11 protein-coding genes and 1 pseudogene are annotated in these 14,673 nt (G+C 70.8%); 6 read left to right on the top strand and 6 right to left on the bottom strand.

Annotated elements, in window-relative coordinates; translation table 11 throughout:
- The first annotated feature begins 265 nt into the window (after positions 1–265).
- Positions 266–871: a CPBP family intramembrane glutamic endopeptidase gene (locus FM125_RS11315; RefSeq protein WP_087134696.1), complete on the top strand. Its 606-nt coding sequence runs from the start codon at positions 266–268 to the stop codon at positions 869–871.
- 165 nt (positions 872–1,036) lie between these two features.
- Here FM125_RS11315 and FM125_RS11310 read toward each other — a convergent pair whose 3' ends face one another.
- Complete coding sequence (locus FM125_RS11310) at positions 1,037–2,404, bottom strand: uracil-xanthine permease family protein (protein WP_087134695.1); 1,368 nt, start codon at positions 2,402–2,404, stop codon at positions 1,037–1,039.
- Between the two features lie 143 nt (positions 2,405–2,547).
- On the opposite strand from FM125_RS11310, the gene FM125_RS11305 reads away from it, so the two are divergent.
- On the top strand, positions 2,548–3,489 hold the full coding sequence (locus FM125_RS11305; protein WP_245232093.1) for a carbohydrate kinase family protein: 942 nt from the start codon (positions 2,548–2,550) through the stop codon (positions 3,487–3,489).
- Between the two features lie 352 nt (positions 3,490–3,841).
- On the opposite strand, the gene FM125_RS11300 is transcribed toward FM125_RS11305, so the two are convergent.
- Entirely contained in the window at positions 3,842–4,876 is a 1,035-nt protein-coding gene (locus FM125_RS11300; RefSeq protein WP_245830041.1) for a malate dehydrogenase, read from the bottom strand.
- Between the two features lie 154 nt (positions 4,877–5,030).
- On the opposite strand from FM125_RS11300, the gene FM125_RS11295 reads away from it, so the two are divergent.
- Entirely contained in the window at positions 5,031–5,900 is an 870-nt protein-coding gene (locus FM125_RS11295; RefSeq protein ID WP_067191451.1) for a Cof-type HAD-IIB family hydrolase, read from the top strand.
- A gap of 13 nt (positions 5,901–5,913) precedes the next feature.
- On the opposite strand, the gene FM125_RS11290 is transcribed toward FM125_RS11295, so the two are convergent.
- Positions 5,914–7,428: an amino acid permease gene (locus FM125_RS11290; protein WP_425435842.1), complete on the bottom strand. Its 1,515-nt coding sequence runs from the start codon at positions 7,426–7,428 to the stop codon at positions 5,914–5,916.
- A gap of 188 nt (positions 7,429–7,616) precedes the next feature.
- Positions 7,617–8,165 (bottom strand): NYN domain-containing protein, encoded by a 549-nt coding sequence (locus tag FM125_RS11285; RefSeq protein WP_087134693.1) that lies wholly within the window; start codon positions 8,163–8,165, stop codon positions 7,617–7,619.
- A 257-nt stretch (positions 8,166–8,422) separates the two neighbouring features.
- Between FM125_RS11285 and FM125_RS11280 the strand changes: the two genes are divergently transcribed.
- Positions 8,423–9,271 carry a glycerophosphodiester phosphodiesterase family protein gene (locus tag FM125_RS11280; RefSeq protein ID WP_087134697.1) on the top strand — a complete coding sequence of 283 codons (849 nt, stop codon included), beginning with the start codon at positions 8,423–8,425 and terminating at the stop codon, positions 9,269–9,271.
- Positions 9,272–9,347: 76 nt separating this feature from the next.
- Here the strand turns inward: FM125_RS11280 and FM125_RS11275 are convergent, their stop codons facing one another.
- Positions 9,348–10,769 carry an aldehyde dehydrogenase family protein gene (locus FM125_RS11275; protein ID WP_425435844.1) on the bottom strand — a complete coding sequence of 474 codons (1,422 nt, stop codon included), beginning with the start codon at positions 10,767–10,769 and terminating at the stop codon, positions 9,348–9,350.
- 338 nt (positions 10,770–11,107) lie between these two features.
- Here FM125_RS11275 and FM125_RS11270 point away from each other — a divergent pair, with 338 nt between their 5' ends.
- Positions 11,108–11,845: a hypothetical protein gene (locus FM125_RS11270; protein WP_087134691.1), complete on the top strand. Its 738-nt coding sequence runs from the start codon at positions 11,108–11,110 to the stop codon at positions 11,843–11,845.
- Positions 11,845–13,665 carry a hypothetical protein gene (locus FM125_RS11265; RefSeq protein ID WP_087134690.1) on the top strand — a complete coding sequence of 607 codons (1,821 nt, stop codon included), beginning with the start codon at positions 11,845–11,847 and terminating at the stop codon, positions 13,663–13,665. Before FM125_RS11270 ends, FM125_RS11265 begins: the two co-directional genes overlap by 1 nt.
- A gap of 58 nt (positions 13,666–13,723) precedes the next feature.
- Here the strand turns inward: FM125_RS11265 and FM125_RS11260 are convergent.
- Positions 13,724–14,673, bottom strand: a pseudogene (locus FM125_RS11260) (alpha-D-glucose phosphate-specific phosphoglucomutase); the annotation flags it as partial.

Raw genomic sequence — 14,673 nt, 5'->3', positions numbered from 1 at the left:
CCGGATCAACCCCTACCTGTGACCACCCCGCTTACACAGACAAGTTGACACGCCCCTTCTCTACGCGTCCTCCCTGATCGTCACAGCGACGGCATTCCCGGACGGGCTCGTCGTCTCGGCGGATGATGCGGCTCCACGGCAGCCCCTGTGGGAACCGCTCCTCGGACCGGCGGCCGGCATCGTGGTCGTGCTCCTGTTCACGCGGAAGCGACCACGGCTGCCGGCCGTTCCGGGGGAGTCCTCCGCTCTGATCGGGTCCACAGCCATGCTCCTCGGCCTGCTGGCCGTTTACCTCCTCGCTCCCAGGCTCCTGCCGGTGACACCCGAGGGGCAGGTACTGCTCAAGGCGCTCCTGCTGATGCTCGTGCCCGGTCTGGTGATGTGGTTGCGGAGGTGGCGATCCCGCGCAGTCCGCCTCCACAGTCCGGCGGGAGCATGGCGCTGGTGGATGCCGGCGTTGGCGGTCGTGGTCTACACGGTGGTGAGCCAGCTGATGCCATGGGTCAGTCCATGGGATCCGGGTGACGTCCCGCTGGAGCTGGTGATCATCGGCGCCACAGCCACCGCGGTCACCGCCGGCGTCGGCGAGGAGCTGTTCTTCCGGCTCTGGCTGCAGACACGCCTGGAGGCGCTGCTCGGGGCTCCAGCCGGCATCGCCCTGGCCTCTACGTTCTTCGGGCTCATGCACCTGACCAGCCACGGCTCTGGAAACCTGATGCTGGACGTCGCCCAGGTGGTTGTCGTGCAGGGCACCTTTGGGTTGTTCCTCGGGATCCTGTGGTGGCGGTTCCGCAACCTCTGGTTCACGATTCTGGCGCACCTGATCACCAACGGCTGGCCGGTGCTGGTCTGGTTGGTGACGCAGGCATGAGGGCACACGGCCCGGCGATCTGAACCGGCCGTCGTCGGGAAGGGGCCACGGGGAAGCCTTCGTTCCGATCCGGAGCACGCCAGGCATGCTCCGAATCGGAACGAGGGCTCCGGGATGAGGACGAAGGCTCCGGGATGAGAACGAAGGCCCCGGAACCCACTGGCCTCAGCCCAGCCGGCCGGCCTGCGAGGCCTCGTACTCCTCGAGGTCGTCCTCGGAGACCGGTTCGGTGCCGCGCACCCGCGCCACCGCGGTCATCAGGTGGTAGACGCCCAGCGCCGCGATGGTGCCGAGGGTGATGCCGCCGAACGCCAGGTCGCCGATCATCAGGACCGGGTCGGCGATCGCGATGATCAGGCCGGTGCCGGCGGTCATGAGGTTGATGGTGTTGGAGAAGTCCACGCGGTTCTGCACCCAGATGCGCACGCCCATCACGCCGATCATGCCGTAGAGGACGATGCCCGCACCCGCGGCCACACCGGCCGGGATGGTGGCCACGGCGGCACCGAACTTCGGGAAGAACGCCAGGGCAAGCGCGGTCAGGCCGGCCACCCAGTAGGCGGCGGTCGAGTAGACCTTGGAGGACGCCATCACGCCGATGTTCTCCGCGTACGTGGTGGTGCCGACGCCGCCGCCGAGGCCGGACAGGCTGGTCGCCAGGCCGTCGGCGAAGAGGGCGCGGCCGGTCAGCGGATCCAGGTCGGTCTTCGTCATCAGGCCCACGGTGCGCACGTGGCCGATGTTCTCCGCCACCAGCACCAGCACCACCGGCAGGAAGAGGAAGACCACCTCGGCCCGGAACTCCGGCAGGTGGAACTCGGGGAGCCCGACGACGGCCGCCTCGCCGATCGGGGCGAAGTCCACCTGGTCTTGGGCCAGCGCCAGCAGGTACCCGACCACGATGCCCACCAGGATGGACAGGCGCCCGAGCAGGCCGCGGAAGAGCACGGCGGACAGGACGATCGCCAGGGCGGTGCCGAAGGTGGTCACCGGCAGTTCGACCATGCCGTCCGTGGTGGAACCGGCCAGGTTCAGGCCGATCAGGGCGACGATCGTGCCCATCACCGCCGGCGGCATCAGCGCATGGATCCAGCCGGTGCCGGCCAGGTGCACCACCAGGCCGATCAGCGCCAGCAGGACGCCCACGGTCAGGATGCCGCCGAGCGCCGCGCCCACGCCGGCCATGGAGACGGCGGCGGTGATCGGGGCGATGAACGCGAAGGACGAGCCCAGGTAGGACGGCAGGCGGTTGCCGGTGATCAGCAGGAACAGCAGGGTGCCGAGGCCGGAGAAGAACAGGGCGGTGGTGGCCGGCATGCCGGTCAGGGCGGGGACGAGCACGGTGGCGCCGAACATGGCCATCACGTGCTGCACGCCGATGCCCACGGTGCGGCCCCAGCTGAGGCGCTCCTGCGGGCCCACCACGGTGCCGGCGGTGATGGTCCTGCCATCGCCGTGGACGGTCCAGCCGAAGCGGCGGCGCGGGCCGTTCGGGTCGCGGTGCGTTGCGGTGCGCTCGGGGGGATGGGACATGCGGGTCCTCCAGGGGCGAGACGACGGATGCCTCCGGGCGGGTTCCGTGGAGCCGCCGCCGGGGCGTGCGAGGCCGCTGTGGAGCGCTCCAGCACTGTGGAAAAGCCCACGTTCGGCCATGGACCGTAGGGTACCGTGGAGATGTGTCTGACTACTTCGGTGTGATTGGCGAGGCCCTCGTGGACGTGGTGGTCTCGGACACCGCCACACCCCGAGCGCATGTCGGCGGCAGCCCCCTCAACGTCGCGGTGGGGTTGAGCCGCCTGGACCTGCCGGCGCTGTTCGCCGGTCGCTACGGCTCGGACGAGTACGGCGAGATGATCGCCGCTCACCTGCGTGACAACGGTGTCCGTTCCCTCCTCGGCCCCGACTCGGCGCCCACCTCCCAGGCGACCGCCCGCCTGGATCCCACGGGTGCGGCCAGCTACGAGTTCGACCTCGACTGGACCCTCCCCTCCGCCGGCGAGCTCGTCTCCCGTTACGAGGGGGACGTCGGGGGCCGCCTGCTCCACCTGCACGCCGGGTCGATCGCCACCATGCTCGCCCCCGGCGACGCCGAGGTGATGCGCCTGCTCGAGCTGCTCCAGCCGACCACCACCCTCAGCTACGACCCCAACGTGCGCCCGAGCATCGTCCCGGACCGGGAGTTCGCCCGGAACCGTGCCGAGGAGTCGGTGCGCTTGGCGGATGTGGTGCACGCCTCGGACGAGGACATCGCCTGGCTGTACCCGGACCGTCCGCTGCTCGATTCCCTCCGGGCCTGGCAGCAGATGGGCCCGGCCCTGGTGGTGATGACCCGCGGCGCCGAGGACATCATGGCGGTCACCGCGCACGAGGACTACGAGCGCCCTATCATCCCCGTGGACGTCGCGGACACGGTGGGCGCCGGCGACTCCTTCACCGCCGCGCTGCTGGCCGCCCTGAACGACCGCTGCCTGCTGGGCGCCGAGAACCGCGAGCAGCTGCACGCCATCGGCCACCAGGACCTCGAGTCCGTGCTGATCTACGCCTGCCGCGCCGCGGCCATCACGTCGTCCCGCCCCGGCGCCGACCCGCCGACCCGTGCGGAGCTCGTGGACGACTGAGTCGTCCGGTCCGTCACGCGTGGACAACGACGCCGGCCGCTCGCCTTCTCAGGGTGAGCGGCCGGCGTCGTGGGGCCGGCTTATAGAGGCGGTCGGGACGGGAGCGTTCCGAGGGACGCGACACTTTCCCGAACGAAAGTACGCTGGGACGCGACACTTTCCCGAACGAAAGTACGCTGGGACGCGACACTTTCCCGAACGAAAGTGCTCCGGGACGCGACACTTTCCCGAACGAAAGTACGCTGGGACGCGACACTTTCCCGAACGAAAGTACGCTGGGACGCGACACTTTCCCGAACGAAAGTGCTCCGGGACGCGACGGTTTCCCGAACGAAAGCGTCAGGGGGGTGGCTCAGACGAGGCCGAGCTCCTTCACGGCGTCGCGCTCGGACTCGAGCTCGGCCACGGTGGCGGCCAGGCGCTCGCCGGCGCCGGGCAGGGCGGCCTCGTCCGGGGCCAGGTCCTGCACGATCTGCCACTCGCCGCCGTCCGAGGTCACCGGGAACGAGGAGATCAGGCCCTCCGGCACGCCGTAGGAGCCGTCCGAGACGATCGCGGCGGAGGTGCGGCGGGCCGAGCCGTCCGGGCCGGTGCCGGTGCCCAGGGCCCAGTCGCGCATGTGGTCGATGGTCGCCGACGCGGCGGAGGCTGCCGAGGAGGCACCGCGCACGGAGATGATCTCCGCGCCGCGCTGGGCCACGCGCGGGATGAACTCGTCACCGGTCCAGGCGCTGTCCACCACCTCGAGGGCTGGCTTCCACTCACCGTCCACGCGCACGCGGGCATGGGTGAGGTCCGGGAACTGGGTGGCCGAGTGGTTGCCCCAGATGGTCACGCCGTCCACGTCCTCGACCGTCACGCCGGCCTTCGCGGCCAGAAGGGCGACGGCGCGGTTGTGGTCCAGGCGGGTCAACGCGGTGAAGCGGGAGGCTGGGACGTCCGGGGCATGCTGCTGGGCGATCAGGGCATTGGTGTTGGCCGGGTTGCCGACCACGACCACGCGGACCGCGTCGTCCGCGTGCTCGTTGATGGCCCTGCCCTGCGGTCCGAAGATGCCGCCGTTGGCCTGAAGCAGGTCGCCGCGCTCCATGCCGGCGGTGCGCGGGCGGGCGCCCACGAGCAGGGCGTGGTGGGTGCCGTTGAAGGCCTGGGACGGGTCGTCGGTGACATCCACCGAGTCCAGCAGGCCGAACGCGCAGTCGGCGAGCTCCATGGCGGTGCCCTCGGCGGCCTTCAGCGCGGCCGGGACCTCCAGCAGGCGCAGGCGCACCGGGGTGTCCTCACCCAGCATCTGGCCTGCGGCGATGCGGAAGAGCAGGGCGTAGCCGATGTTGCCGGCGGCGCCGGTGACGGTGACGGTCTGCGGGGCACGGTTCTGTGTGGTCACGCCGCCATTCTGGCCGGCCCGCCGCCGTCCGGTAAAGGGTCCGCGGCGGTGTCGCCCCGGAGTCGGGTTGCCCCGAGTCGCCGAACCCGGGGGCGGCGGCCGCCGGGGGTGAGGGGCCGTCGTCGGGAAGCGGTCGCCGCCTAGACTGAGGGGCATGTCTGCCCTCCGTGCCGCCGCCGCCCTGGCCGGAGTGCGCCGTCGGCCGCGCATGGTGGCCACGGACCTGGACGGCACGGTGATCGGCTACGCACACACGCGTACCGGGTGGCTCTCCCCGCGGACCATCGGGGCGCTGCAGGCCGCCCACGACGCCGGGATCACCGTGGTGTTCGTGACCGGCCGGCCGCTGCGCTGGCTGGGCCCGTTGCGGGAGCAGCTGGGCACCGTCGGCCCGGTGATCTGCTCCAACGGCGCCGTGGTGGTGGACCCCGCCACGGACGAGGTGCTGCTCTCCCACGGGATGGAGCGGGCCGCCGTGGTGGAGGCGATGGCGCGGCTGCGGGCCGAGGACGAGTCCGCCAGCTTCGGTGCCGAGACCCTGGAGGGCTTCGTGTGGGAGCCGGCCTTCGGCAAGCGGGCCGAGGGCGTCGCCGGGGCGGCCACCGGGGCGTCCCACCGGCTTGAGCGGCTGCTGGATGAGGATGCCACCGTGGTGAAGCTGATGGCCCGTTCCGCCCGGCACGGCGCGGACGAGCTGCTCCTCCGGGCCCGCGCCCTCGTGGCGGACATCGTCTCCGTGACCCACTCAGCGCCGGACCTGCCGCTGGTGGAGATGGCGCAGCACGGGGTGCACAAGGCCGCCACCCTGGAGGAGTATGCGGAACAGAGGGGGATCGCCGCCGCGGACGTGGTCGCCTTCGGGGACATGCCCAATGATATGGAGATGCTCCAGTGGGCCGGCCTCGGCCTGGCCGTGGCCTCCGGCCATCCTGAGCTGGTGGCCGCCGCGGACGCGGTGGTCGGCACCTGTGACGACGACGGCGTGGCCGAGGCGATCGAGCACCTGCTCACCCTGCCCGAATGAGCGGCGCCCGGCCTCAGTCCAGCGACCGGGACAGGTCCGCCTCCTCGTAGCGGACCATGCGGGACGCCGTGCCGGTGACCAGGCGGTGCACCAGCCACAGCCCCAGGAACAGCGGCAGTCCGATGTACGCGGTGGCCGCGGCCAGCAGATCCACGCCGCCGGAGCCGGTGAAGGCCTCCACGTTCTGCCCGAGGATCACCACGGCGCACAGCACCAGGGCGACGATCGGGCCGACCGGGAACAGGGCCGCCCGGTACGGCAGCTCCTTCGGGTCACGGCCCTGCGCCACGAACGCCCTGCGGAAGCGGTAGTGGCTCCACGCGATGCCCATCCACACGATGAACCCGGCCAGGCCGGAGGCGGAGACGAGCCAGACGTAGGCGGCGCCGTCCCCGATCAGGGTGGTCAGGAAGCAGCCGGCGCCCACCACGGTGGTCATGATCAGCGCGTTCATCGGCACGCCGCGGCGGTTCACCTTCGCCAGCACGGCCGGCGCCTTCCCGGAGGCAGCGAGGGCGTAGAGCATGCGGGTGGAGGCATAGAGCCCGGAGTTGCCTGCGGACAGGATGGCGGTCAGGATCACCGCGTTCATCACGGAGGCGGCGGCCAGCACACCGGCGTTCTCGAACACCAGGGTGAACGGGGAGATGGAGATGTCCTCCACCTCGGAGCCCAGCAGGTGGGGGCTGGTGTAGGGGATGAGGAAGCCGACGATCGCGATCGCGCCCACGTAGAACAGCAGGATGCGCACGAACACGGTGCGGATGGCGGTCGGCACGGTCTTCTCCGGGTTCTCGGCCTCGCCGGCGGCCACGCCGACCAGCTCGGTGCCCTGGAAGGAGAAGCCGGCCACCAGGAAGATCGCCAGGATGCCGGCCCCGCCGTCCACGAACGGGGCCTCGCCGGTGGTCCAGTTCTCGAAGCCCGGGGAGCCGCCGCCGATGATGCCCAGGATCATCAGCACGCCCAGGACCAGGAACACCACCACGGTGAGCACCTTGATCAGGGAGAACCAGAACTCGGACTCGCCGTAGGCCCGCGTGGACAGGGCGTTCAGCCCGAAGAGCAGGGCCAGGAAGAGCGCGGACCACACCCAGGAGGGCACCTCCGGCAGCCAGTACCGCATCACCAGTGCGGCGGCCACGAGCTCGGCGGCCACGGTGATCGCCCAGTTGTACCAGTAGTTCCAGCCGATGGCGAAGCCGAACGAGGGGCTCACGAAGCGGGTCGCGTACTCCTCGAACGCGCCGGAGACCGGCAGGTAGGTGGCCATCTCGCCGAGGGACTGCATGAGCAGGAACACCATGAACCCGATGACCACGTAGGCCAGCAGCGCACCGCCCGGACCGGCCGTGGCGATCGTGTTGCCGGAGGCCACGAACAGGCCGGTGCCGATCGCACCGCCCATCGCGATCATCGTCAGGTGGCGGGAGGCCAGGGAGCGGCGCAGGCCGTTCTGCTCGGCCCCGCGGCCGGGGTCGGAGGCGGCGGTGGTGGCGGAGCTCGGCGTCGGCTCGGTGGGGGCCACGGCGGGACCTTTCGGGAAGAGGGAACGTTGCCGTCCCGGCCTCCGCGCATGCGCGCTGCGCAGGGGGCGTGGGGACCACACGTCCCGAGCGGGCTCCCTCGGGACGTCGGCCCCCGAGCATAGCCCCGTCCTCTGAACGGGGAGGATTCACCGTGTCATGTCTCACCCGGGCCGCGCCGGCGCGGCGCTCAGAGGAACTCGAACGGGTCGAAGTCCTCGATGTCGATCACGCGCATGCGCGGCAGCGGGGCGTCGAAGGCCTGGACGTCGTGCTCCATGTCCCAGACCTCCATGCCCGGGATCTCCCGCAGCCCGCCGGCGATGAACTCGTTGAAGCCCATGAGGGCCACGCGCCGGTCCTCGTCCTCGGCGAGGGCGGTCATCTGGGGGAGGAAGTCGACGTCGTGGCTGGCGAGGACCACGTCCCCGTCCCGTTCGGTGAGGGCCTCGGCGGTGCGCTGGATGCCGAGGTCCACCACCTTGCCGGCGCCGCGCAGCATGACCGGCTGGTACCCCATCGCCAGGAGCGCCTGCACGAAGGCCAGCGGGACCTCCCCGTCGATCGCGAGGAAGAACAGCGCCGTGACCGGCTGCTCCCATTCGTCCTCGATGAACTCGCGCACCCGGTTCCAGCGCGGCCGCTCCTCCGGGTGGGGGCGCCGCTGGAGGATGGAGGTGCCGAGGGTGGCGTCGATGTTCTCGCCGTCGACGAGCAGGTAGGTCTGGCGTTCAGTCACGCCGTCGAGCCTACCGCCGGGTGCGCGGGGCGGGGCAGGGCCCCGGCACCGCTTCCCGACGACGCCCCTCGCCTTCACCGGCCCGCCCACCGGGCGCGCGGGGCGGGGTCGGGCGTGGCGATGGGGCGTCGGCCGTGGACCGAGGCAGCCCCGCGGGGCGGTGGGACGCGTCGTAGGCTCGTGCCGTGAGCCTGACCTCCCGCCTGACCTCCGGACTGTCCTCCACCCGTGACGCCGCCGGGCGCGTCCGCGCGTCGGTGCAGCGCGCCGTCGAGCGTTCCCGCCGCACCCCGCCGCCGTATCTCACGGACTCGCTGCCGGCCCGGAACGGCTGGCCGGTGGGGTTTGCGCACCGCGGCGCGGACGTCCGCCGGGAGAACACGCTGGCCGCCTTCCAAGCCGCCGTGGACGCCGGGTTCACCTGTCTCGAGCTGGACGTGCGCACCACGGCGGACGGCGAGCTCGTCGTGTTCCACGACGGCACCCTGGACCGCGTCAGCACGGGCCGTGGCCGGCTGCGCGACCACACGTGGGAGCAGCTGGCGGACGTCACGGTCGGCGGGGAGCCGCTGCTGCGCTTCACCGAGCTGCTCACGGCGCTGCCCGAGGCACGCCTGAACGTGGACCTCAAGGACCGCGCCTCAGCCCCGGCCCTGGCCCGCATCCTCGCCGAGCACGACGCCTGGGACCGCGTGCTGGTCGCGTCGTTCCACGACTCGCGGCGCCGCCTCTTCCGGCGCGCCCTCGCCGACCTCGGCCACCCCGACCGGGCGTACGGGCCGGAGCAGGTGGCGACGTCGGGCGGGGCGGCCGCCATCGCGGCGCTCGTGCTGCTGGGCCCGCTGGGACTGACCGGCTGGCTGCGCCGGTACGCCCTCGACGTCGACTGCGTGCAGGTGCCCGTCCGGCACGGCCTCGTCCCCGTGGCCACCACCGACTTCGTGCGCCGCTGCCGTGCGGCGGGCCTGCCGGTGCACGTGTGGGTCGTGGACGAGCCCGATCAGATGGAGCGGCTGCTGGAGATGGGCGTGGACGGCATCATGACCGACCGTGCCGACGCGCTCGCCGAGGTCTTCACCCGCCGCGGGATCTGGCCGCAGCGCTGAGCCGGCCCCGTACACGACGCGACGACGGCCGCCCGCGGTGGGCGGCCGTCGTCGTGAAGGGGGGGCGGGTTTGGTCTCAGAGCATCTTCGGCAGGGCCTTGCGCTTGAACCAGGTGTACGGCGGGTAGGCCACCTTCAGGGTGTCCACCTGGTCGGTCTTCGCCAGGGACGGGCGCATGTGGGAGAACGTCTCGAAGCCGGTCTCCCCGTGGTATGCGCCGATGCCGGAGGCGCCGATCCCGCCGAACGGCAGGGTGGTCAGGCCCGCGTGCAGCAGGGTCACGTCCGTGCACACGGCACCGGCCTGCACCTGCTCCTCGAACGCCCGGTGGAAGCGCGGACGGTCCGTGAACAGGTAGGCCGCCAGCGGATGCGGGCGCGCGGTGATGAAGTCCAGGGCCTCCTGGAACGTCTCCACCTTGAGGATCGGCAGGACCGGACCGAACAGCTCCTCCTGCATCAGGGCGTGGTCCGCGCGGACGCCGGTCACCACGGTGGGCGCCATGTAACGGTGGTGGGCGTCCACCCGGCCGCCGACCAGCAGCTGGGCCCCGTCCTGCAGGTCCGCGGCGAGCATGTCCTGCAGTCGGCTCGCGTGCTCCTCGGAGATGAGGCGGCCGTAGTCGTTGGAGACGCGCGGGTCCTCGCCGTAGAACTCGCGGATCGCCTCCGGCAGGGCCCGCACCAGCTGCTCGTGCGCGGCATCCCCCACGGCCAGCACGTAGTCCGGGGCCACGCAGGTCTGGCCGGCGTTGGTGAACTTGCCGAACGCGATGCGCCGGGCCATGGCCATGACGTTGCGGGACTCGGTGACCACCACGGGGGACTTGCCGCCCAGCTCCAGGGTGACCGGGGTGAGGGTCTTCGCGGCCGCCTCGTACACGATCCGGCCGACGCGCTCGCCGCCGGTGTAGAGGATGTGGTCGAACGGGTGGGTGAGCAGCTCGGTGTTGCAGTCCTTGCCGCCGGCCACCACGGAGATCAGCGCGGAGTCCAGGTACGTCGGCAGCAGGTCGCGCAGCACGGCGGCGGTGGCCGGGGCCTTCTCGGACGGGCTGACGATCACCGTGTTGCCCGCCGCCACGGCGGCCACGAGCGGGGCCAGCACCAGCTGCAGCGGGTAGTTCCATGCGCCGATGATCAGCACCAGGCCCTTCGGCCGCGCCTGCACCTCGGCGGTCGCCGGCTTCAGGGACAGCGGCGTCTTCACGGGGCGCTTGTCCATCCAGTCCGTCAGGTGCAGCAGCGCGTGGTCGATCTCCGCGCGCACCGGCATCAGCTCGGTCAGCAGGCCCTCGGTGGGGGACTTGCCGAGGTCGTGGCCGAGGGCGTCCAGGAAGCGCGACTCGTTCTCCTCCAGCATGCGCTTCATGGTGCGCAGCTGGTGCACGCGCATGCGGCGTGGGTGGGCGGCACGGGACTTCGCCGCGGCGCGCAGGCGCTCCACGGCGGCGGTCGGGTTCTCCGCCCGCGGGCCGATCGGCATGATCGGCAGCATGGACGTGTCCGCGGGGACGTGGAGGTCGGCGTACTCTTGCTCGTCGGCGTCGTCGAGGGGCTGCTCGTGGAAGGTCATGCCACCACCGTAGTCCGCTCGGCTGACCGCCGCCTCTGTGCGATCGTCCGGAGAGTGCCGGCGCCTCGGAGCGGCTTCGAGTCTGTGTGGATGGGTCACACAGTGAGGTATGACCTGTGATAACTCTGCGTCTAGAGTGAGAGTGTCGTCACCAGGAACTGAATGTCGACCGTGTGTTCCTAAGGCGGCCTCGCGTGTTCACTCCTTCATCGAAAGCGACTTCCGTGACTGATCAGACTCCACAGCCACCGGAGCATTCCGTGACCTCCCCCGCGGCCTCCGCCGCCGGCGCTCCGTCTGGCTCCACCCCTGCCGGCCCGGCCCAACGCAACGGCGCGCTGGATGCCGTCGTGGCCTATCCGCTGACCTTCCTGACCGTCCTGAAGAACCGTCCGCTCGACGCGCTGCGCATGGGGCACGCCCAGGGCAATGGCTGGTGGATCCAGCTTGCCCTGCGCAATGTGCTCACCGCCCTGTTCGTCACGGTCCTCCTCGGCCGGGCCTCCGGCATCGGAATGGGTATGGTGCGCAGCATCAGCGGCGGATACTTCTCCCGGTACTCCGACTACTGGGCCCTCTCCTTCGGGGCGAGCCTGCAGGTCTTCCTGATGGCGCTCCTGCTGTTCTTCCTCATCGACCTGCTGCGCGGGGGCATGCTCCACCTCGCCTTCGCCGTCGGGAAGGCCGGTGTGCCGTTCTCCGACTCCGGTCAGATCGTCGCCACCGCGTATTCCGGTCCGGCCTGCATCACGGCGGTCGGCATCCTCGGCATGCTCCTGCCGGGGTCCGGCCTCCTGATGTTCGTCCTCGTGGTCGGCGGCCTCCTCGCCACCGTGCTGGGACTGACAGCCGAACTGCTCATGTACATCGGCGTCAATCGTCGCCATCGCTTCGAGGGATCGCCCCTGATGCCCTTTGTGGCGGGATTCGCCGGCTGGATCCTCGGCACGCTGCTGATCCTCTACGTCTTCTCCTCCGTGCTCGAGGGGATGTCCTGATGCGGGGACGCAGACTGCTGCTGGGAACCGCTCTCGCCGCGTTCCTGCTCTCCACCGGCTGTGCCGTCGTCCAGACCGAGCTCACCGTCGAGGACGACGGCTCCGGCGTGCGGGAGATGGGCGTCGTCGTCCCCCAGCAGGGGATGGACAGCGCGGACGTGAAGGCCGCGGACATCGAGGCGTCCGTCAAGAGGCACCTGCCTGAGGAGCTGTCCTATGAGGGCATGGAGACGCAGAGCGAGGACGGCGAGGAGGCCGTGGTCCTGCGTTTCCGCCTCGAATACGACGACGTGGAGGACTATGAGCAGAAGGTCGAGGCCCTTCTCGAGGACTCCGGTGTCGACCGTGAGGTGGAGATCGTCCAGACCCGCACGGAGTCGGACTTGGTCGAGGGCGTCCAGGTGAGGGAGAACTTCACCTCCACCGACTTGCTCGGCTGGATCGAGGCGGGCCTCGAGGACGACGACGTCGTCGAGGAGAACGGAATCTCGGTCTCCTCCTCCCCGGACCCGGACACCGTGGTCATCGACGGCAAGGACTACGAGGCCGGCACCGGACAGCTGCGGGTGGAAGAGGTCAAGGATCATGGCTTCGGCCGCGCCGAGTTGGTGCTGAATCGAGTCGGTGAGGGCCGCTTCGGGGCGAACCTCGAGCTGACGCACGGATCAGAGCCGGACAAGGTGACGCGTGAGCGTGTGGAGAAGTACTTCGAGGACCGGCTGCCGGAGGGCGCTTCGCTCGAACCCACTTCCTCGGACGGCTACGGCTTCGGCGGCTACCGGGTGTCCCTCGGCGAGGGGACTGCAGGGGAGATCGCAGACCGGCTGAAGAAGGTGACGGGTGAAGACGCCGTGCGTCTCGAGCAGTCCACTCGGCCTGTGGACGGCGACCCCCTTGCGGTGCAGGACGTCCTCTCTTACCGCTTGGACGCGACCCAGCTGCTCAGTCCGCGCGCCGGCGACTATGCCGTGAACGTCCGTCTCGAGGATGGTCAGTCTTCGCCGACGGCCACCGGCACTCAGGGCGAGCTCACCGTGGATCGCCGTGTGGATCTGAACAGGTCAGAGCACGTGGTGACCTTCCACTCCGTCGACGACGTCGAGGTCCAGGCCAGCTTCGGTGTGCCCGCGGCCGATGCCGACGACGCCGTCCGTGACCGCCTGCGGGAGGCTCTCCAGCCGGCCGAGGGCGACCTCGCTGTGGAGGAGAGGGACGACCGCGTGGACTTCACCGTCGGATTCAGGGGAAGCCCGGAGGAGGTCTCTCGTCAGATCGGCGAATACGCTGCCATGCCCGTGAGCATCGGCGTGACCGAGATCGAAGGGGGTCTGCGTCCCCGTGCCCACGTCGACGTCGACGTCTCCGCCTTGGCCTACAAGCTCCCGGGCGAGCACTCTGCTCGTCCGACCTTGACGGTGGAGCGTCCGACCGGTGCCAAGGTCCAGGAGGAGGATGTCCAGGTCGGGACCCTCGACGGGGACCGCGTCGTCTCCGACCAGGGTGCCTACGTCTCCTTCGCCATGCAGACCGTCAGCACTGCCTGGTGGGTCATGATCGGGGCGATCGTCCTGGTGATCCTGGTGTTGATCGCCTGTGCGGTGATCTTCCGTCGACGCATCGCCTCGGTCCTGAGCGGTGCATGGGGTCGCCGTGAGCAGGTCGTCGAGAGGGCCCGCGCCACCGCCGGGTCAGTCGCCACCGCCGGTGCCGCCGCGGGAGCTGCGGCAGGTGCTAGCTGGGCCGCAGCCCGTGCGGGTGCCGGCGGCGGCGCTGAGGACGAGCCGCGCGACGGCGAGTTCCACGAGTCACAGCTGCGCTGACCTCGTGCGGAGTTCACCGAAGCGGCCGCCCTCAGCTCCGTGCCGGAGCTGAGGGCGGTCAGCCGATGACCGCGTCCACGATCCTCTGGGCCTCCGCCTGCACCTGCGCGAGGTGGTCGGCGCCGAGGAAGGACTCGGCGTAGATCTTGTAGACGTCCTCGGTGCCGGAGGGGCGTGCGGCGAACCAGGCGTTCTGGGTGACCACCTTCAGGCCGCCGATGGGTGCGCTGTTGCCCGGGGCGTTGGTGAGCGCGGCGAGGATCGTCTCCCCGGCGAGCTCGGTGACCGTCACGTCCTCCGGGGACAGCTCCTTGAGGCGGGCCTTCTGCTCGGCGGTGGCCGGGGCGTCGATGCGCGCGTAGACCGGGGAACCGTGGTGGGCCTCGAGGTCCCGGTACAGCTCGGAAGGGGAGCGGCCGGTGACCGCGATGATCTCCGCCGCCAGCAGGCACAGCAGCATGCCGTCCTTGTCCGTGGTCCACGGCTCGCCGTCCAGGGTGACGAAGCTGGCGCCGGCGGACTCCTCGCCGCCGAACACGCCGGAGCCGGTGAGCAGGCCGGGGACGAACCACTTGAAGCCGACCGGCACCTCCACCAGTTCGCGGTCGAGGGACTCGGCCACGCGGTCGATCATGGAGGAGGACACCAGGGTCTTGCCCACGCCGGCGGCCTGCGGCCAGTGGCTCCGGTTCCGGTACAGGTAGTCGATGGCCACGGCGAGGAAGTGGTTCGGGTTCATCAGCCCGCCGTCCGGGGTGACGATGCCGTGGCGGTCCGCGTCGGCGTCGTTGCCGGTGGCCACGTCGAACGGGGCGTTTCCCTCGGCATCCGGGGTCATCCGCTCGATCAGGGAGGCCATGGCGTTCGGGGAGGAGCAGTCCATGCGGATCTTGCCGTCCCAGTCCAGGGTCATGAAGCCGAACCGCGGGTCCACCTCCGGGTTCACCACGGTCAGCTCCAGGCCGTGGCGGGCCCCGATCTCCGCCCAGTAGTCCACGGAGGCCCCGC

The organism is Micrococcus lylae (assembly GCF_900163825.1).
Classification (GTDB): Bacteria; Actinomycetota; Actinomycetes; order Actinomycetales; family Micrococcaceae; genus Micrococcus; species Micrococcus lylae.
This window is presented reverse-complemented; position numbering and strand designations above follow the sequence as displayed.